Genomic DNA, 18,810 nt, shown 5'->3' with positions numbered 1-18,810 from the left:
TAATTAATTTAATCAATGTAATTAAGTTTATAAATACCTGATTTTTAAACAAAATTAAAATGAGAACTACTTCAATTCTATTATTTTTAGTTTTTATAGCTTTAAATTTGAATGCTCAAAATACAATTACTGGCACTGATGATTATGCAGAAATAAACAGTAATGAAAGTATTGAATTAGTAAAAAAAAGTTACTCACAACCAGAGTTTCCAGGTGGAAATAAAGAACTTGTTACTTACTTATCAAAAAATATTAGATACCCTAGAAATTCCCGTATTGCAAGCACAAGAGGAAAGGTTTTAGTTTCATTTAATGTCGAAAAAGATGGAAAAATCACGAATACAGAAGTAATTAAAGGCGTAAACCTAATACTTAATAAAGAAGCAAAAAGAGTTGTTAGTAACATGCCAAATTGGAAACCGGCCTTATTAGATGGATTGCCAGTAAGAGAACTACTAACCATTCCAATAGTCTTTTTCAGAAATTAAAATTACTTTTTAGCCTTAACTAACTAATATTAGACCAAATAGTACTGTTTTTACTAACTTCTTGATACGCAATCTTTATCAAATTATTTTCTGGTGTTTTTAAAACTGGATCTTTAGTTAATACATCTATAGCCATACTCCTTGCCGTTTTTAATAATTGAGCATCTTTTACTATATCTGCAATTCTTAAATTTAAAACGCCACTTTGTTGGGTTCCCATTAAGTTTCCAGGACCACGTAGTTTTAAATCTACTTCTGCAATTTTAAATCCATCGCTTGTACTTACCATGGTTTCTAATCGTACTTTAGCATCACTAGATAATTTAAAACTAGTCATTAAAATACAAAAACTCTGCTCTGCTCCTCGCCCAACTCTACCTCGTAATTGATGTAATTGAGATAAACCAAAACGTTCTGCACTTTCAATAACCATAACACTTGCATTTGGAATATTCACACCAACTTCAATAACCGTTGTAGCAACCATTATATGAGTTTCACCTTTTATAAAACGCTGCATTTCATATTCTTTATCTGCTGGTTTCATTTTACCATGAACAATACTAATTTGATAATTTGGTTTTTGAAATTCACGTGAAATACTTTCGTAACCATCCATTAAATCCTTATAATCCATTGCTTCAGATTCATTTATTAGCGGATAAACAACATAAACTTGGCGACCTTTAGCTATTTCTTCTTTTAAAAATTTAAAAACTGATAATCGGTTTGAATCGTATCTGTGGGCAGTTTTTACTTCTTTTCTTCCAGGTGGCAATTCATCAATAACTGAAATATCTAAATCACCATAAGCACTCATTGCTAAAGTACGTGGTATTGGAGTGGCTGTCATTACCAAAATATGAGGTGGCAATTCGTTCTTCTCCCATAATTTTGAACGTTGTGCTACTCCAAATCTGTGCTGCTCATCAATAATTGCAATTCCTAAATTTTTAAATTTTACTTTGTCTTCAATAAGTGCATGAGTACCTATTAAAATATCTAATTCACCCGATTCTAATTGTTCATGAATAATTCTTCGCTCTTTTGTTTTAACTGATCCTGTTAGTAATTTTACAGAAATGTCTAAACCATTTAACAATTCAACTAAGGAATTATAATGCTGTGTTGCTAAAATTTCAGTGGGTGCCATCAATGCAGCCTGGTAACCGTTATCTAATGCAATTAACATAGTCAATAAAGCAACAATGGTTTTCCCTGAACCTACATCTCCTTGTAATAACCTATTCATTTGAGCATTAGAACCTAAATCTTTTCTAATTTCTTTTAAAACACGTTTTTGTGCGTTGGTTAAATCAAATGGAAGCTTATTTTTATAAAATGCATTAAAATTAACACCAACTTTTTCAAAATTGAAACCTTTTATCTTCGCTTTTCTAACAATTTTTTTTCTAATTAATTGCAATTGAATAAAAAAAAGTTCTTCAAATTTTAATCTATTTTGTGCTTTTGTTAATAATTCCTGACTTTTAGGAAAATGAATATTAAAAAGTGCTTCATTCTTTGAAATTAAGTCTAATTTTTCTAAAATTGGAATAGATAATGTTTCTTTAAATTTCCCATTTAACTCCTCAAATAAATTTTGAATCATTGTTGAAACAATTTTATTTGAAACTCCTTTATTTGTTAATTTTTCAGTTGAAGGATAAACCGGTTGCATGACCGATTGTATTTTTTTTTGATAACTTGAAACCAACTCCATTTCTGGATGTGGCATGGTAAATAATCTATTAAAATAATTTGTCTTACCAAAAATAACATAAGGAGTCTTTGTTTTAATAGCTTCTTTAATCCATTTAACACCACGAAACCAAACCAACTCCATAGAGCCAGTTTCATCAACAAAAGTGGCTACTAGCCTACTCCCTTTCTTTTGCTGAACTGTTTTAATACTTGTAATTTTTCCGATAATTTGAATTTCTGAGGAGTTTTCTTGTAACTGATTTATCTTCAAAAATTGAGATCTATCAATATACCGATTCGGAAAAAAATTTAGCAAATCACTAAACGTATAAATCCCTAATTCAGTCTTTAACAAGTCTGCTCTACTAGGTCCAACACCTTTTAAATATGAAATAGAAGTATTTAAATTGTACAATGATATTTTTTTAAAGCACGAAGATAATAATTCAAACAGCAATAAACAATTCCAAATTACAACTCATGGCTTTTGGATATATTCTATAACAAATATCCTGTACATTGTAATTTCAACATGGCAAATTTTCTATCAACTAATTTTGTATCTTTGCAACCTTAAATTTTAATATGAGATTACACAGAAACTTAGTATATACAGTAATTGCTTCAATGAGGCTTATTTTTAATGATGAAGAATATGCTGATAAAGTTGTTGAAAAGGCTTTAAAGAAAGATAAACGTTGGGGAGCAAGAGATAGAAAGTTTGTTGCAGAAACTATTTATGAAATGGTTCGTTGGAAGCGCTTATACAATGAAATTGCTGGAACCAAAGGGCATTATACAAACGAAAACGTTTGGAAAAATTTTGCTGTTTTCGCTATACTAAGAGGGTACAAGTTACCAGATTGGAATCAATTACAAGGTGTTCCTGAAAGAAGAATAAAAGGTAAATTTGATGAACTTCAAAAACAACGTGTTTTTAAAGAATCTATTCCAGATTGGTTAGATGAATTGGCTATTAAAGAATTAGGCGAAAAACATTGGACAAAAGAAATTGAAGCTTTAAATAAACAAGCTGAAGTTATTTTAAGAACCAACACCCTTAATACCAATAAATTATCTTTAAGAAAAAAATTATCGGACGAAGGAATTGAAACTGAATTTATACCTGGTCATCCTGATGCATTGAGATTAGTGGAACGTGCAAATGTATTTGTAACACAATGTTTTAAAGACGGCTTATTTGAGGTGCAAGATGCTTCATCTCAATTAGTTGCTGAATATTTAGATGTAAAGCCTGGGATGAAAGTAATTGATACTTGTGCTGGTGCAGGAGGAAAAACATTACATTTGGCAGCTTTAATGGAAAATAAAGGTCAGTTAATTGCTACAGATATTTATGAAAGTAAACTTAAAAAGCTAAAAATAAGAGCCCGTAGAGCTGGTGTGCATAATGTTACTGCAAAACCTATCGATTCTTCAAAAGTAATGAAGAAAATGAAAGGTACTGCAGACAGAGTTTTAATTGATGCTCCTTGTAGTGGAATTGGGGTTTTAAAACGTAATCCTGATAGCAAATGGAAGTTACAACCTGAATTTGTTGACAATATTAAGAAAACGCAAGCTGAAATTTTAGAAAACTATTCGCAATTGGTTAAAGTTGGTGGAAAATTAGTGTATGCAACTTGTTCAATTTTACCTTCAGAAAACGAAAATCAAGTACAACTATTTTTAAAAAATCATCCAGAATTTAAGTTTGTGAAAGAAAATAAAGTTTCTGTTCATAAATCAGGTTTTGATGGATTTTATATGGCTTTGTTAGAGAAAGTAAATTAATTATTATTTAATTTTTTTGTTTACCATTTAAAAAAATACCCCCACATAGGATGAAAAAACTATTACTCCTAGTTTACTTTGTTACATTTACAATTTACAGCCAAATCCCTGCAGGTTATTATGATACTGCTATTGGCACTAATTATACATTAAAAACACAACTTTACAATATAATAGATAATCACACTGTCTTAAGTTATACACCAGGTTTATGGGATACTTACCAAACATCTGATAGAGATATTTATTATGAAAATGACGGTACAATTTTAGATATGTATTCTGAAAATCCTACAGGTGCAGATCCCTATAATTATACCTATTCAACAGATCAATGTGGTGGTTATTCTAATGAAGGTGATTGTTATAATAGAGAACATATTATACCTCAATCAGTTTTTAGCGAACAATCTCCAATGGTTTCTGACGCTCATTTTATTATACCAACTGATGGAAAGGTAAATGGATTAAGATCTGCTTTTCCACATGGAGTTGTTGGTACGGCTACTTCTACAACTCTAAATGGATCTAAACTAGGTTCAGGTTTGAATTCAGGTTATTCAGCAGGATATACAGGAACAGTATTTGAGCCTATTGATGAGTTTAAAGGAGATATTGCAAGAATGTATTTTTATTTTGCAACAAGGTATGAAAACTTAGTTTCAGGATGGAGTTCTTATGATATGTTTGACGGTACAAGTAATAAAGTATTTACGGAGCCTTTTCTAACTATACTTATGACATGGCATACCAATGATCCTGTAAGTACACGTGAAATAGATAGAAATAATGCAATTTATGCACGTCAAAATAATAGAAACCCATTTATTGATCATCCAGAATATGTAGCGCAAATTTGGAGTACAACTCCAGATACTGAAGACCCCACTGCTCCTACTAGCTTAATCGCTTCAAATATTACAAATACAACTGTTGATTTAAACTGGAATGTTTCCACAGATAATGTAGGTGTAACAAGTTATGATATTTTTGTTGATGGTTCATCTTATGCAACATCTGCAACAAATTCAGCTACACTAACTGGTTTAACTCAAAATACAACTTATAACTTTACAGTGTTTGCTAAAGATGCTTTTGGAAATACTTCAACAGTAAGTAATACAGAAACTATTACTACTACAAACATTATAGATGTTGATGCTCCTTCTATTCCTTTAAATCTTGTTGTTAGTAATGAAACCAGTTCAACCATAGATTTATCTTGGACTGCTTCAACCGATAATGTTGGTGTAACAAGTTATGATATTTATGTAGATGGTATTTACAATATAGCTACAGCTTCTACAACATATACAATTACCGGACTTTCACCAACAACAACCTATAGTTTTACAGTTTTAGCAAAAGACGGAGCTACTATTCCTAATGAATCTGCACAAAGTACGGCTGTTGATGGTACAACAACTGCAATACCTAGTTTCTGTACTTCTGAAACGTTTACTAATATCCCTATAGCTTCAAGTTCATCATACCTTGCTAGAACTTGGACTGGTGATGATGGTGGCTCATGGAGTTCAACAGATACTAGAACTGATCAAACACTAACAGGATCAGCAGTTACAATACGTAATGGTACCCTTTCTGCTCCAACAACCGCAAATGGAATTGGAGATTTAACTGTTACTACTAAATTAATATTTGGTGGAACAACTGGTACATTTGATTTAAAAGTGAATGGTGTTGTAGTTGGTACAATTCCAAATGGAATTGAAAATGAAATTATAACAACTACAATAACTGGTATAAATATTTCAGGTAATGTAACTGTTGTATTTGATAATACTAGCAATACTGGTAATAGAGTAATTTTTGATGATTTATCTTGGTCGTGCTATACAGGAACTGCAGATACAGAAGCTCCAACAGCAATTGTAGATTTAAGTAGTAGCAATACCACAAGTTCATCTACAGATTTAGCTTGGACTGCTTCAACCGATAATGTTGGAGTTACTTCGTATGAAATTTTTAAAGACGGTGTATTCTTAGCATCTTCTGCAACCAATTCATATACGGTAACTGGTTTAACAGCAAGCACTTCCTATAATTTTACGGTATTTGCAAAAGATGCTGCAGGTAATACTTCATTGGTAAGTAATACATCATCCGTATCAACTACTACAGCTGCAACTGGTGGTGGTACTGAATTATTTATTTCAGAATATGTTGAAGGTGGTGGAAATAATAAAGCTATTGAAATTGCTAATTTTACTGGAAGTATAGTTGATTTATCTAATTATTCAATCAAAAAACAAGCAAATGGTGCAGGGAGTTGGGCAAACGAATTAACATTAAGTGGTACATTAAATACAAATAATGTTTATGTTATAGGAAATAGTGGAGCAGTCATTGATGTAACAAGTGTATCCAATATAACTGTAGGAGGTGCTCCAATTGATTTTAACGGTAATGATCCTGTAGGCTTATTTAAAAATGGTGTTTTGATTGACATTGTTGGGGTCTTTAATAATACTACTGTTTTTGCAGCTAATACTACTTTAAGAAGAAAAAGCACTATTAATTCCCCAAATACAACTTATAATACAAGTGAATGGGACATTTTAGTTTCAGACACTTTTAACGGATTGGGAGCACATACTTTAAGCACTTTATCTACACCAGATTTTGTTCGAAACTTATTTAGTGTTTACCCAAACCCATCAATAAATAATCAAGTTACAATTTCTGTACAAAACAATACCGAAATTGAAACAATACAGTTTTATAACCTAATGGGGCAACTGGTTATTAATATTCAGCAACCTATACTTATTTATAATAGCATTGAAATTAATGATATCCCTAAAGGGTTGTATATTATTAAAATAGCAAATAAAAATGCTTATTCAACTAAAAGATTGATAGTTCAATAAACAAAGGTTATCTAATAAATCAGCAGCATAAGATTCTTAAAATGTCACACTAAACTTGTTGAAATGTTTTACTTTACGTTATCAAAAATTGATCAATAATAAGTGATCATAGACAAGCTAAGACTGACAAAGTTATTTATATCTGTAAATTATACCTTAATACTTTTTCTTAATTATCAACCCTTCAAAAAGATTATTAAAAAAAAACACCACTATAAAACTAGTTTTATAGTGGTGTTTTTTTTTAATAAGTTTAGAATATTTTATATACTTATTTGTATTAATTATCTTTATCTAAATAATTTGGAATTCCATCATTATCAGTATCATCATTTGTTAAGTCTCCATCTCCATTAGCGTCTTCATCTTTAGTTAAAATTCCATCACCATCATCATCAGTATCTAAATAATTTGGAATTAAATCTCCATCTGTATCATCATTTTTCACATTACCATCATTATCAATGTCTTCATTTTTAGATAAAATACCATCATTATCATCGTCAGATTCATTTACGCTATCTAATGTAAATTGAAAAATTAAAGGTTCATTTCCTGGAATAAAACCATTTCCAACACTTCCATAACCTAAACCTGAAGGAATAAATAAAATACCTTTACCAGAATTTTCATAATAAAAAGATTCATCTTCATTAATAACTTTAGTCCCTCCTTTAAAGTTGGTAAATCCGTGTCCCCAACCATCTATTAAATTTGGCAATGAAAACCAAACATATATTGTACGAGAATCAAAAACTGTACTATCTAAAAGCATCCCTGTATAAGTTGTTAATACAGAATCTGCTCTTGAAGGTGAAGTAGAAACACCCTCATTTTGAGTTAAATAATATAATTTATAAGCAATATCATCTTTTGTGATATTTTGAACTGCAATCCTATTATCATCCATCAAAGGAGCTTCTCCATTTGTAACTGTCCAAATCCCACCATCATCTTCATTTAAATAATGTGTTTGCAAATATTCAATTAACGCGGTATCATCTAATAAAGATTGCGCTGCAGGATCAGTACTAGTTGCATCATTATCGTCATTTTTACAAGAAAAAATAACTAGTGCTATCGCTAGTATAAAAAATAAATTTTTAAATTTCATTCAGTCTAATTTTTAGGTGCGCAAGATACTATTTTCATACCTTTGTTAAAAGATAAAAGATAAAATTTAACTTTATTATAGGAATTTAATGCGAATCGATAAATATTTATGGTGTGTACGCTATTTTAAAACAAGAAATAACGCTACTGAAGCTTGCAGAAAAGGTCATATTAAAATGAATGGAGACAGTATAAAACCTTCAAAAACAGTTTTTAATCATGAAAAAATTACGATCCGTAAGAATCAGGTTAATTATGAAATTGAAGTTTTAGATATCCCCGCAAGTCGTGTTGGCGCTAAACTTGTTGATTTATACAGAAAAGATATTACACCAGCGGAAGAGTTTGAAAAATTAGATTTATTAAAATATTCCAAAGACTATTATAGAAAAAAGGGAGAAGGCAGACCTACAAAAAAAGATAGACGAGATATAAATGAATTTCATAGTAATGAAGATTAATTTACAACATAAAAACGCGCTTGTTGGTGCCAGTACTGAAGGTTTAGGCAAAGCTATAGCAATACAATTAGCTTTATGTGGAGCATCAGTAACATTGATGGCCAGAAATGAAGACAAATTAAAACAAGTACTATCGGAACTGAATACTGATTTCAATCAAAAACACCAATATATTGTTACTGATTTTTATGATTTCAATTCATTTGAGAAAACTACCATAAATTACTTTAAAAGTAATCAAATAGATATACTTATTAATAATACCAACGGCCCAGAATCAGGCGGAGTTTTTGATAAGACCACAAACGATTATCAAAAAGCATTTGATTTATTATTTAAGACAACAAATCATATTACAATGTTAGCTCTTGAAAATATGAAAAAGAACAAGTTTGGAAGAATTATAAATGCAACTTCACTAACAGTTCAAGAACCTATATCATATCTTGTTTTATCAAATTCTATAAGAGCTGCCGTAGTAACTTGGGCTAAAACATTATCTCGTGAAATTGCTCCTTATAATATTACCATAAATAATATTTTAACAGGAAAATTTGACACCAAAAGAATTCAAGAGCTAAACCAAAGTCAGGCGATTGCTAAGGGGATTTCAGTTGAAGACAATTTAAAATCTATTGTAAATGACATTCCTGCTGGAAGGTTAGGGAAATCTGAAGAATTTGCATATTTAGTTACTTTTTTAGCTTCAGAATATGCTTCCTATATCACAGGAACTAATATCACTATTGATGGTGGTTTAATGAAATCTCTATAAATTTATGGAAAATCCGTTTGATAAAACTTATTGGGAACAAAAATATAATGAAAATGCAACGGGTTGGGATATTGGCTATATTTCTTCTCCGCTTGAAGCATATTTTAGTCAATTACCCAATAAAGATTTAAAAATATTAATTCCTGGAGCTGGAAACAGTTATGAAGCAGAATATTTACATAATCAAGGTTTTACTAATGTTGATGTTATTGATATTGCTGAACAACCACTTAAAAATTTAAAAAAAAGAGTTGCTTCTTTCCCTGAAAACAACTTAATAGAAGCTGATTTTTTTAAACATAACAAAAAGTATAATTTAATTGTAGAACACACTTTTTTTTGCTCGTTACATCCTGATGTTAGATCAAAGTATGTTGATAAAATGGCTGATTTATTAGATGAAAAAGGTAAACTAATAGGCTTACTTTTCGATTTTGAGTTAACAAAAGAAGGCCCTCCATTTGGAGGAAGTTCAGTTGAGTATTTGCAACTATTTTCTGAAAAATTTAATATCATAACACTTGATAAATGTTATAATTCTATAAAACCTAGATTTGGTAGAGAATTGTTTTTTATCTTTGAAAAAAAATAAGTTTCAATGGAAAGTTCTATTATTTTAACAAACGAACAAATTCATAATAAAACAAGACGAATTGCATATCAAATTTATGAAGACAATTGTAAAGAAAAAGAAATTATAATTGCTGGTATAAATGGTAATGGTTATGTTTTTGCACAAAAAATAAGCAATTTTATTCTTGAAATTTCCGACTTAAAAGTAACACTCTGTGAAGTTTTTATTGACAAGAAAAAACCTTTAAATGAAATTTCAACAAGTTTAAAACCAGTAGACTATAAAAATAAATCACTAATTTTAGCTGATGATGTTTTAAATTCTGGAACAACTTTAATTTATGGAATTAAGCATTTTTTAGAAGTTCCATTAAAACGTTTTAATACAGCCGTTTTAGTAGATAGAAACCATAAAAAATACCCCGTAAAAGCTGATTATAAAGGAATTTCATTATCTACCTCAATGCATGAACATATCTCAGTAATATTTGAAGCTAAAAATTCATTTGCGATTTTAGAGTAACTCAATTATTTCATCAACAATAGTAAAAATACTTTTTTTATCTACAGAAATTGTATGTTGTGCTCTTTGATAAAAAAGAGAACGCTCAAACAAGTGTTTAGCTATATATTCTTTCAAATTTTCTTTACCAATTGTAGCAACTAATGGTCTTTGTGAAGTTTCACCACTTAATCTATCAAAAATTGTTTGAATTGATGCTTTTAAATAAAATGATTTAGAATTAGTTTCTATCAACTCCATATTATTTCCATAACAAGGAGTTCCTCCTCCAACAGAAATGATACAAGTTTCCCTTAAATTTAACAATTCTTGTAAATATTCACTTTCTTTTTTTCGAAAGTAAATCTCACCATTTATCTGGAAAATTTCAGAAATAGTCAATTGTTCTTTTTCTTCAATATAATTATCAAGGTCAATACATTGAATTTCTAACTTATTTGACAAAATAGTACCAACAGCAGATTTTCCACTTGCCATATATCCCAACAAAACAATCTTCATAAACTAAATTTTTAGTGATTTCTTTTATAAAAACAAATATCGTTTAAAAAACAACAACAAAAAACTTGTTTTCTACAATTTGAATGGTATATTTGCACTCGCAATTGCGGAAAGGATAATTGACCTGGTAGCTCAGTTGGTAGAGCACCTCCCTTTTAAGGAGGTGGTCCTGGGTTCGAGCCCCAGCCAGGTCACAAAAAAGTTGAGCTTTACGCTTAACTTTTTTTATTTAAAATAATATCAAATGCACATGTGGCGGAATTGGTAGACGCGCGGGCTTGAGGGGCTCGTGTCCGTAAGGACGTGCAGGTTCAAGTCCTGTTATGTGCACAAATACATTTATAAAATTTTAAAGATCAGTCATTTAACTACTTTTAAAAGTTGATCTTCATTACATTTTCACTACCACTTATACAACCTTACATTTTCAAAATTAAAAAGTATATTATAAGTACTTTAAAAAAAATGACCTACTGCCCTTTTACAAATAATCTTAAAAAATAATAGTGTTTTAACCCTTTCTAAATTAACTAAAAAAAAACGCAAAAAAACTAATATTCACACATGCTCAATTGGAAGATATTAAAGGTTATATTTATTTAATAATGTCTACGATAAAATATTTATAATTTTTGTATATTGGCTTTACTTAAGTTATTTATTTATTAAAGAGTAGAGGACATGAATAAAAAACCAAGCGTGACAAAAGAAGAGCTCCTAATTAAAATCAGTCAGTTAGAATCAAAAATTTCTGAATTGGAGAAATCGAAGTTTCAAAATCACAAGTTATCGAAAAGTTCCAACCGTAAGCAGACAGAAGAAAAATTAAAGGAAAGTAAGGAACTATTTGAGTTGGCAATGGCTGCAACAAAAGACGGTTTGTTTGATTGGAATCTTTTAACAAACGAAATTTATTATTCACCAGGATGGAAAAGCATGTTGGGTTATAAAGACGAAGAATTAGCAAACGATTTTAGTGTATGGGAGAAGTTAACCAAACGGGAAGACAGGGACGAATCAAGGAAAAAGCACCAGAAAATAATTGATAAACAGCAAGACCATTTTGAAGTAGAATTTAAGATGAAACATAATGACGGGCATTGGATTGATATTCTTTCTAGAGCTGATATTTATTTTGATAAAAACGGTAAAGCCATCAGAACGGTGGGTACCCATATCGATATCTCAGAACGAAAGCACGAAGAAAAAATTCTGGATATAGAATTAAAATTGTTTGAATACGCGATTAATCATTCGGAAGAAGAAGTACTCCAGAAATTTTTGGATGAAGCCGAAGAACTTACAGGTAGCGAAATTGGTTTTTATCATTATATAGAAGATGATCAGGAGTCTCTTTCACTGCAAACTTGGTCTTCCAATACATTAAATAATATGTGTAAGGGATCAACTGAAGCTAGCCTACATTATCCCATCTCTGAAGCTGGTGTTTGGATTGATTGTATAAAAGAACGTAAACCTGTAATTCATAATGACTATCCAAGTTTAGCACATAAAAAAGGTTTGCCTGAAGGTCATGCACCAATTATACGTGAATTAGTAGTTCCTGTAATTAGAGGGAACCAAATTATGGCAGTTTTTGGAGTTGGAAACAAAAAAATAAATTACAACGAAGCCGATGTTAAAAGCGTTCAGCGTTTAGCGGATGTTGCCTGGGAAACTATAGCTAGGAAACAAGTTGAAGAAAACCTAAAAAAAACATTTGATTTATCACCCAGTATTATTGCAAAAGTGAATTTAAATACAGGTTATTTTATTGAAGTTAATCAGGCAGTTACAACAATACTGGGGTATACTGTTGAAGAATTTACATCGAAGCCATTTATAGAATATGTTCATCCTGATGATAAGCTTAAGACAACAAATAAGGTGGTATCTGAAAAATTAACATCCAATCAACTAATTTACTTTGAAAATTGCTATTTGTGTAAAGATGGCTCTTCTAAATGGATTGCTTGGAATGGTACAAAAGAAGATAAGCATGGAATGGTAACTACTATTGGTTCTGATATAACCGAACGTAAATTAGCGCAGTTAAAATTAAATCAAAGCACCCAGTTGCTTGAGGCTTCTCAGTCCATAGCAAAGCTTGGAGGATGGGAACTGGACATTGCAACCAACAATTTATTCTGGACTGCAGAAACCTATCGTATTCATGATACATCACCAGAAGAGTTTAACCCAACAGTAGATGCTGGAGTTGGATATTTCTTACCTGAATCTCGCCGTATGATCATAAATGCATTGGAGACGGCAATAAAAGAAGGCAAAGGATACGACCTCCAACTTGAAACCCATACTACCAAAGGCCGTCGAATCGACGTTCGTACGACATGCGAAGTAACACTACTCGATGGCCAACCAACAAAACTAACTGGAATCTTTCAGGATATAACTGAACAAAAGCAGGCTAAAGAGAAGCTCAAAATTAGTGAAAAAAATATACAAAACACATTTGATATATCACCCAGTATTATTGCAAAACTAAATTTAAATACGGGTTATTTTATTGAAGCCAGTCAGGCAGTAACACGAATAATGGGTTTCTCGCTTGAAGAGTTTACATCAAAGCCATTTATTGAATTTGCTCACCCTGATACCCGAAGAACAGCTGAGGAGATAGCAATACAACTGAAAAGCAAGGATATATCTTTTTTTGAAAATCGCTACTTATGTAAAGATGGTTCGTATAAATGGATGACCTGGCATGGATCTAAGCCTGATGAGAATGGTATAGTAACAGGAATTGGTTCTGATATTTCAGAACGGAAGCTAGCTGAAGAAAAAATCCGTATTACCGAAGAAAGCCTAAAAAAAACGTTTGATTTATCACCCAGTATTATTGCAAAAGCGAATATGAACGAAGGTCGTTTTATTCAAGTAAATAAAGCAATAACTAAAATACTTGGTTATTCCATTGACGAATTTACATCTATACCTTATATGGAATTTGTCCATCCAGACGATAAACAAAATACCATTGATATAGCTACAGAACAGCTGAAAGGAAATGACGTTACATTTTTCGAAAATCGCTATTTGTGTAAAGATGGCTCTTATAAATGGATGGCCTGGCATGGAACAAAACCAGATGATGATGCTGTAGTTACTACCATAGGATCGGACATTAATGAACGTAAGCAAGCAGAAATTGAACTTATAGCAGCCAAAGAAAAAGCAGAAGAAAGCGAAAGAAAATTGATTGAAGCTCAGAAATTATCACATGTTGGGAGTTGGGAGTATATCATTGATACTGATACCGTAACCTGGTCAAAAGAAATATTCAATATTTTTGAACGCTCCTATGATTTACCTGCACCAAATTACTCTGAACAACGACTATTTTACACAAAAGAAAGTTTTGTTCTGCTTGATAAATCTGTTCAAGACTGTGTTCAACGAGAAATACCTTATGAAATAGAATTGGACATTATAGTATCTGATGGTTCAATAAAGCAAATAATTTCAAAAGGAAGTGTTATAAAAGACAAGAATAATAAAATAGTAGGTAGTTACGGGACTGCTCAGGATATCACTCAAAAGAAAAAAATTGAGCGAGAAATAATCGCTGCCAAAGAAAAAGCAGAAGAAAGTGATCGTCTTAAATCAGCATTTCTAGCCAATATGAGTCACGAAATACGTACCCCAATGAATGGTATCCTTGGATTTATCAACCTGCTTAATGAACCGAACTTAAACAAAGATCAAATTGATACATACACAAAAGTTATTAATAAAAGCGGTAATAGGCTGCTAAATACCATAAACGATATAATTGATATCTCAAAAATTGAATCGGGTGAAGTTGTTATTTCCAAAGCTGAAATATCTATAAATACTGAAATGGAGGAGCTTTATTCTTTCTTTTTACCCGAAGCAAACAAGAAAGGATTATCGCTGTTTATAGAAACATCACTTCTGACTGAGCAAGTAATGCTTCTAACTGATAGCCATAAATTCCATGGGATATTAACGAACCTTATTAAAAATGCAATTAAATTCACCGAAAAGGGTACCGTCACTTTTGGTTATTTGTTAAAAGAGAATTTTATTGAATTTTTTGTGGAAGATACAGGAATAGGCATCCCTAAAAATCGGTTACACGCAATATTTAATCGTTTTGAACAGGCCGATATTGAGGATGTTAAGGTATTGGAAGGTTCAGGATTAGGATTGGCAATTACAAAGGCTTATGTCGCTATGCTAGGAGGTGAGATTTCAGTTGAATCTGAAGAAGGCAAAGGATCAAAATTTGTATTTACAGTTCCTTACGCCCAAAAAATAATTAAGGAAATTGAACAGTTACCGGAAAGTGTCAACAACACTGTGTCAAGATTAGAAAATTTAAAATTACTTATTGTGGAAGACGATGAGGTTAGTTTAGAACTTTTAGAAATGTTGCTAATAGATACATTCCCAAATATTAGTTTCGCACGGAATGGAAAAGAAGCCGTAGAAATATGCAAAAATAAGCTAGATATCGACTTGGTTTTAATGGATCTAAAAATGCCAGTAATGGATGGTTATAAAGCTACACAACAAATTAGGAAGTTTAACAAAGAGTTGCTTATAGTAGCTCAAACCGCCTATGTAATGCCCGGCGACAGGGATAAAGCAATTGAATATGGTTGCAATGATTATATTTCAAAGCCAATTAATAAAATATTGCTTTTAAAAATGATTAACAAACTATTAGATTCATAATGCATTTCGGAGTTGGCAAACATTAGTTCGTGCAGGTAATATATATTATCTGCACTTTAAATTAATATTATTTTATTATAATACACATCTAAAACATAAAGATTGTACCTTTGATTTATTCTAAAAATTGCCAGAAAATCATATAATTGAAAACAAATCTCCTTAAAATAGTTATTCTTTTACTCTTCATAAATTCTAATCTTATTGATGCACAAGAATGGAAAAATTTAAAACTTTATCAAAAAGAAACTAACAATCGTATACTTTTAGAAGGATGTTGGTTAAAAAACGATAGAAAAAATAAAACTGAAGTTTGGAAACAAGCGAATAGCTATAATCTTTCACTAAATAATGGAAGCCAAAAGTATAAAACTATTAGGGAAATAAGAGATTTTTATAAATGGTTTGATGCAAAAAGAATACAGCAAGGTCACGAAATACAATGGATTGGGATTGCTGCCATAGCAACAAATCAATTGGCTAAATTAGAAATGAATTTTCATCGTATTTTTATTGTTAGAAATAAGGAAGTAGTGCAATTTGCATGTGAAGGATCAAAAAAAGTATTTTCAGATGCATTTCCTAAACTAAATGAAATTTATTTTTCAACTCATCTTTTAAAAGGTGAAGAAGCTAAAAATTGGGATAAAAATCATGGATTTAACGAGCAATGTAAATTGCTTCAGCCATTATATAATAATTTATCTAAAAAAGCTTTCAACAAATTAGAAAGAATGGCTAAAGCAAAAGGAATTTTCTGTTTTGCAATCCCTAAAAAATTAAAATTTGAAGGTGATATTATAGATTGTGAAGCAAGAGTTGAATACGGAACCAAAAAATTACTTCCTATTTACTTGAAAAGTAAAAAAACACAATAAATAATTTCTATTCAAAATTAATTGTTGACATTTTATTTTGTATTCCTTGGCAAAACTTCTTCAGGGAATGGGAATATAATAGTTGAATTCTTTTCCGAAGCAATATTTGCTAAAGTTTGATACAATCTTAATTTAATGGCAGAAGGTGATTGATCTATTAATTTTCCTGCTTCTAATAATTTTCCTGCTGCTTGTTCTTCCGCTAATGCTAAAATAATTCGTGCTCTCCTAGATCGCTCTGCCTCTGCTTGATTCGCCATCATTCGCCTCATGTTTTCAGGTAATTGTATGTCTTTAATTTTAACATCCATAATTACAATACCCCACTCTTTAGTTTCTTCTTCTACAATAGTTTTAATATTCTTCCCCATTTCTTCCCGATTAGATAATATGGTATCTAGTTCTACCTTTCCACAAACATCTCTTAAAGCAGCTTGTGATAATTGTGTAATGGCAAATTTGTATTCTTCAACTTCTAAAACAGCCTTTTCAGGATCGTCAATTTTAAAAAAAACGACACCATCTATACTACAAGGTACATTGTCTTTTGTCATTACTTCCTGTGAATCTATATTAAAAGTAATAACACGAATATCAACAATTTGAATTGTTTCAATAATAGGGATAACCCACCTAAAACCAGGATCTAACGTTTTAATATATTTACCAAATCTAAATTTTAAGGCTCTTTTATATTCAAAAATAATCCGGATACCTCCAAATAAAAATAATCCAATAATAACTGCAAAAAAAAGTGATAAATTCATAATTCATGTATTAAATTCATAATTTTGAGGTTGATACTCTTAATTAAGATCTAAATCATGAAAATTAAAGAGGGTGTTTTCAATCATTTAGATTTAACACATTAACATTGTAAAAGATAGCAGAAAGCATCCTATTACGCTATAGATTTCCTTTTAAAATTACGAAATTCTGTTTTAATAAAAAAATTAGCTAATAGTTTTATTTCAAGGAGATTAATTAACTCTTTAATCTTTGTATTGCAGCTTCAACACAACGTTCACCATCCATAGCAGCTGAAACTATTCCACCGGCATAGCCACCACCTTCACCACAAGGAAAAAGGCCTTCTATTTGTGGATGTTCTAAATTTATATTTCTAGGTATTTTCACTGGTGAAGATGTGCGTGATTCTACACCAATAACATTTGCTTCTTCAGTATAATAACCTCTCATTTTCCTCCCGAAGGCTTCAAAACCAGTCCTTAATCTACCACCTATTAAATTAGGCAATAAACTGTGTAAAGGGGCAGAATTTAAACCAGGTTGGTAAGAAGTTGCATTTAAATTAGTAGATAATTTTCCTGTAACAAAATCAGTTAATCGTTGCGCTGGAGCTGCTTGTGTTCCTCCTCCTGCTGTAAATGCCATCTTTTCCAAATCCCTTTGAAATTCAAGTCCTTTTAAAACACCAAAATGATTGTATTTTTCCAAATCTTTTTCAACATTAATTTCAACTACTATTCCTGAATTAGCAAATTGACTGTTTCTTTTGGAAGGTGACATCCCGTTTACAACCACTTCTCCACTAGCTGTTGCAGCAGGAACAATAAAACCTCCAGGACACATACAAAACGAATAAACGCCTCTATCCTTTACTTGTTGAACAAGACTGTATGATGCAGCTGGTAATAACTCATCTCTTTCACTTTTACAATGGTATTGGATGGAATCTATAATTTGTTGAGGATGTTCAACTCTAACACCCATTGCAAATGACTTTGCCTCAATATTTATATTTTTTCTATGTAATAAATAGTAAATATCTCTGGCCGAATGTCCTGTTGCTAAAATGACACTCTCTACTGCCATTTCTTTATTATTTTGCAATTGAATAGCGCGAATTTTATTTTCTTTTATAGTAAAATCTACCACTCTACTTTCAAAGTGAATTTCTCCTCCATATTTTAAAATAGTTTCCCGAATATTGGTAACTACATTTGGTAATTTATTGGTACCAATATGAGGATGCGCATCTACCAAAATTTGTTCTGTTGCACCATGATAAACTAGGTTTTCAAAAATTCTTCGTACATCACCACGCTTTAAGCTTCGAGTATATAATTTACCATCTGAATAGGTTCCTGCACCACCTTCTCCAAAACAATAATTTGAATCTTCATTAACAATATGAAATTGATTGATGGCACGTAAATCGCGACGCCTATCTTTTACATTTTTACCTCGTTCTAAAACAATAGGCTTATATCCCAATTCAATGCAACGCAATGCTGCATACATTCCAGCAGGTCCAAAACCAATAATATGAATTTCTTTTGCAGAAGAAACATCATTATAATCAAAGGTGTATGCTGAAGTTTCAGGTAAATTTTCTTGTATGTAAACAGCTATTTTATAATTGA

The 18,810-nt window shown here is 31.0% G+C and carries 14 protein-coding genes and 2 tRNA genes; 11 read left to right on the top strand and 5 right to left on the bottom strand.

Annotated elements, in window-relative coordinates; all coding sequences use genetic code 11:
- Positions 1-59: 59 nt before the first annotated feature.
- Positions 60-488, top strand: a complete 429-nt coding sequence (locus tag Q0352_RS11140) for an energy transducer TonB (RefSeq protein WP_299527481.1) — start codon at positions 60-62, stop codon at positions 486-488.
- A gap of 19 nt (positions 489-507) precedes the next feature.
- On the opposite strand, the gene recG is transcribed toward Q0352_RS11140, so the two are convergent.
- Complete coding sequence (gene recG, locus Q0352_RS11135; RefSeq protein ID WP_299527483.1) at positions 508-2,613, bottom strand: ATP-dependent DNA helicase RecG; 2,106 nt, start codon at positions 2,611-2,613, stop codon at positions 508-510.
- Positions 2,614-2,777: 164 nt separating this feature from the next.
- On the opposite strand from recG, the gene Q0352_RS11130 reads away from it, so the two are divergent.
- Both Q0352_RS11130 and Q0352_RS11125 read left to right on the top strand, forming a co-directional pair.
- Positions 2,778-3,986 (top strand): methyltransferase domain-containing protein, encoded by a 1,209-nt coding sequence (locus Q0352_RS11130; protein WP_299527479.1) that lies wholly within the window; start codon positions 2,778-2,780, stop codon positions 3,984-3,986.
- Between the two features lie 50 nt (positions 3,987-4,036).
- On the top strand, positions 4,037-6,877 hold the full coding sequence (locus Q0352_RS11125; protein ID WP_299527477.1) for an endonuclease: 2,841 nt from the start codon (positions 4,037-4,039) through the stop codon (positions 6,875-6,877).
- A gap of 280 nt (positions 6,878-7,157) precedes the next feature.
- Here the strand turns inward: Q0352_RS11125 and Q0352_RS11120 are convergent, their stop codons facing one another.
- Entirely contained in the window at positions 7,158-7,991 is an 834-nt protein-coding gene (locus Q0352_RS11120; RefSeq protein WP_299527475.1) for an FKBP-type peptidyl-prolyl cis-trans isomerase, read from the bottom strand.
- Positions 7,992-8,079: 88 nt separating this feature from the next.
- Between Q0352_RS11120 and Q0352_RS11115 the strand changes: the two genes are divergently transcribed.
- Genes Q0352_RS11115 through Q0352_RS11100 form a run of 4 tightly spaced genes read left to right on the top strand, consistent with a single transcriptional unit; the run spans position 8,080 to position 10,322 of the window.
- A complete protein-coding gene (locus tag Q0352_RS11115) occupies positions 8,080-8,451 on the top strand; it encodes a S4 domain-containing protein (protein WP_299527473.1) in 372 nt (123 codons plus the stop codon).
- Entirely contained in the window at positions 8,441-9,226 is a 786-nt protein-coding gene (locus Q0352_RS11110; RefSeq protein ID WP_299527471.1) for an SDR family oxidoreductase, read from the top strand. Before Q0352_RS11115 ends, Q0352_RS11110 begins: the two co-directional genes overlap by 11 nt.
- 4 nt (positions 9,227-9,230) lie before the next feature.
- Positions 9,231-9,818, top strand: a complete 588-nt coding sequence (locus tag Q0352_RS11105; RefSeq protein WP_299527469.1) for an SAM-dependent methyltransferase — start codon at positions 9,231-9,233, stop codon at positions 9,816-9,818.
- Positions 9,819-9,824: 6 nt separating this feature from the next.
- The gene (locus Q0352_RS11100; protein ID WP_299527467.1) at positions 9,825-10,322 is read left to right on the top strand and encodes a phosphoribosyltransferase family protein; all 498 of its coding nucleotides are present in this window, start codon (positions 9,825-9,827) and stop codon (positions 10,320-10,322) included.
- Here the strand turns inward: Q0352_RS11100 and Q0352_RS11095 are convergent.
- Positions 10,314-10,823, bottom strand: coding sequence for a shikimate kinase (locus tag Q0352_RS11095; protein ID WP_299527465.1), 510 nt, complete (start codon positions 10,821-10,823; stop codon positions 10,314-10,316). The two genes, Q0352_RS11100 and Q0352_RS11095, sit on opposite strands and share 9 nt — an antisense overlap.
- Positions 10,824-10,944: 121 nt before the next feature.
- Between Q0352_RS11095 and Q0352_RS11090 the strand changes: the two genes are divergently transcribed.
- The 4 genes from Q0352_RS11090 to Q0352_RS11075 all read left to right on the top strand — a co-directional run bounded on the left by Q0352_RS11090 (position 10,945) and on the right by Q0352_RS11075 (position 16,423).
- Positions 10,945-11,017: transfer RNA gene (locus tag Q0352_RS11090), tRNA-Lys, on the top strand.
- 52 nt (positions 11,018-11,069) lie between these two features.
- Positions 11,070-11,153: transfer RNA gene (locus tag Q0352_RS11085), tRNA-Leu, on the top strand.
- A gap of 351 nt (positions 11,154-11,504) precedes the next feature.
- Complete coding sequence (locus Q0352_RS11080) at positions 11,505-15,545, top strand: PAS domain-containing protein (RefSeq protein ID WP_299527463.1); 4,041 nt, start codon at positions 11,505-11,507, stop codon at positions 15,543-15,545.
- A 146-nt stretch (positions 15,546-15,691) separates the two neighbouring features.
- Positions 15,692-16,423, top strand: a complete 732-nt coding sequence (locus Q0352_RS11075) for a hypothetical protein (RefSeq protein WP_299527461.1) — start codon at positions 15,692-15,694, stop codon at positions 16,421-16,423.
- A 32-nt stretch (positions 16,424-16,455) separates the two neighbouring features.
- On the opposite strand, the gene Q0352_RS11070 is transcribed toward Q0352_RS11075, so the two are convergent.
- Together Q0352_RS11070 and Q0352_RS11065 are read right to left on the bottom strand one after the other, a co-directional pair.
- Positions 16,456-17,190 (bottom strand): slipin family protein, encoded by a 735-nt coding sequence (locus Q0352_RS11070; protein WP_299527459.1) that lies wholly within the window; start codon positions 17,188-17,190, stop codon positions 16,456-16,458.
- A gap of 217 nt (positions 17,191-17,407) precedes the next feature.
- Positions 17,408-18,810: NAD(P)/FAD-dependent oxidoreductase (locus Q0352_RS11065; protein WP_299527457.1), on the bottom strand; the 1,403-nt coding region annotated here is incomplete at its 5' end.

The sequence above is a fragment of the uncultured Lutibacter sp. genome, from assembly GCF_937891065.1.
In the GTDB taxonomy this organism is placed as follows: domain Bacteria; phylum Bacteroidota; class Bacteroidia; order Flavobacteriales; family Flavobacteriaceae; genus Lutibacter.
Note: the sequence above shows the minus strand (reverse complement) of the source record. Positions and strands in the feature narration are given on the sequence as shown.

What these genes read in the sequence shown, in the direction of transcription:
- Q0352_RS11140 (WP_299527481.1), top strand. Translation starts at nt 60, where the DNA reads ATGAGAACTACTTCAATTCTATTATTTTTAGTTTTTATAGCTTTAAAT.
- Q0352_RS11130 (WP_299527479.1), top strand. Translation starts at nt 2,778, where the DNA reads ATGAGATTACACAGAAACTTAGTATATACAGTAATTGCTTCAATGAGG.
- Q0352_RS11125 (WP_299527477.1), top strand. Translation starts at nt 4,037, where the DNA reads ATGAAAAAACTATTACTCCTAGTTTACTTTGTTACATTTACAATTTAC.
- Q0352_RS11120 (WP_299527475.1), bottom strand. Translation starts at nt 7,991, where the DNA reads ATGAAATTTAAAAATTTATTTTTTATACTAGCGATAGCACTAGTTATT.
- Q0352_RS11115 (WP_299527473.1), top strand. Translation starts at nt 8,080, where the DNA reads ATGCGAATCGATAAATATTTATGGTGTGTACGCTATTTTAAAACAAGA.
- Q0352_RS11110 (WP_299527471.1), top strand. Translation starts at nt 8,441, where the DNA reads ATGAAGATTAATTTACAACATAAAAACGCGCTTGTTGGTGCCAGTACT.
- Q0352_RS11105 (WP_299527469.1), top strand. Translation starts at nt 9,231, where the DNA reads ATGGAAAATCCGTTTGATAAAACTTATTGGGAACAAAAATATAATGAA.
- Q0352_RS11100 (WP_299527467.1), top strand. Translation starts at nt 9,825, where the DNA reads ATGGAAAGTTCTATTATTTTAACAAACGAACAAATTCATAATAAAACA.
- Q0352_RS11095 (WP_299527465.1), bottom strand. Translation starts at nt 10,823, where the DNA reads ATGAAGATTGTTTTGTTGGGATATATGGCAAGTGGAAAATCTGCTGTT.
- Q0352_RS11080 (WP_299527463.1), top strand. Translation starts at nt 11,505, where the DNA reads ATGAATAAAAAACCAAGCGTGACAAAAGAAGAGCTCCTAATTAAAATC.
- Q0352_RS11070 (WP_299527459.1), bottom strand. Translation starts at nt 17,190, where the DNA reads ATGAATTTATCACTTTTTTTTGCAGTTATTATTGGATTATTTTTATTT.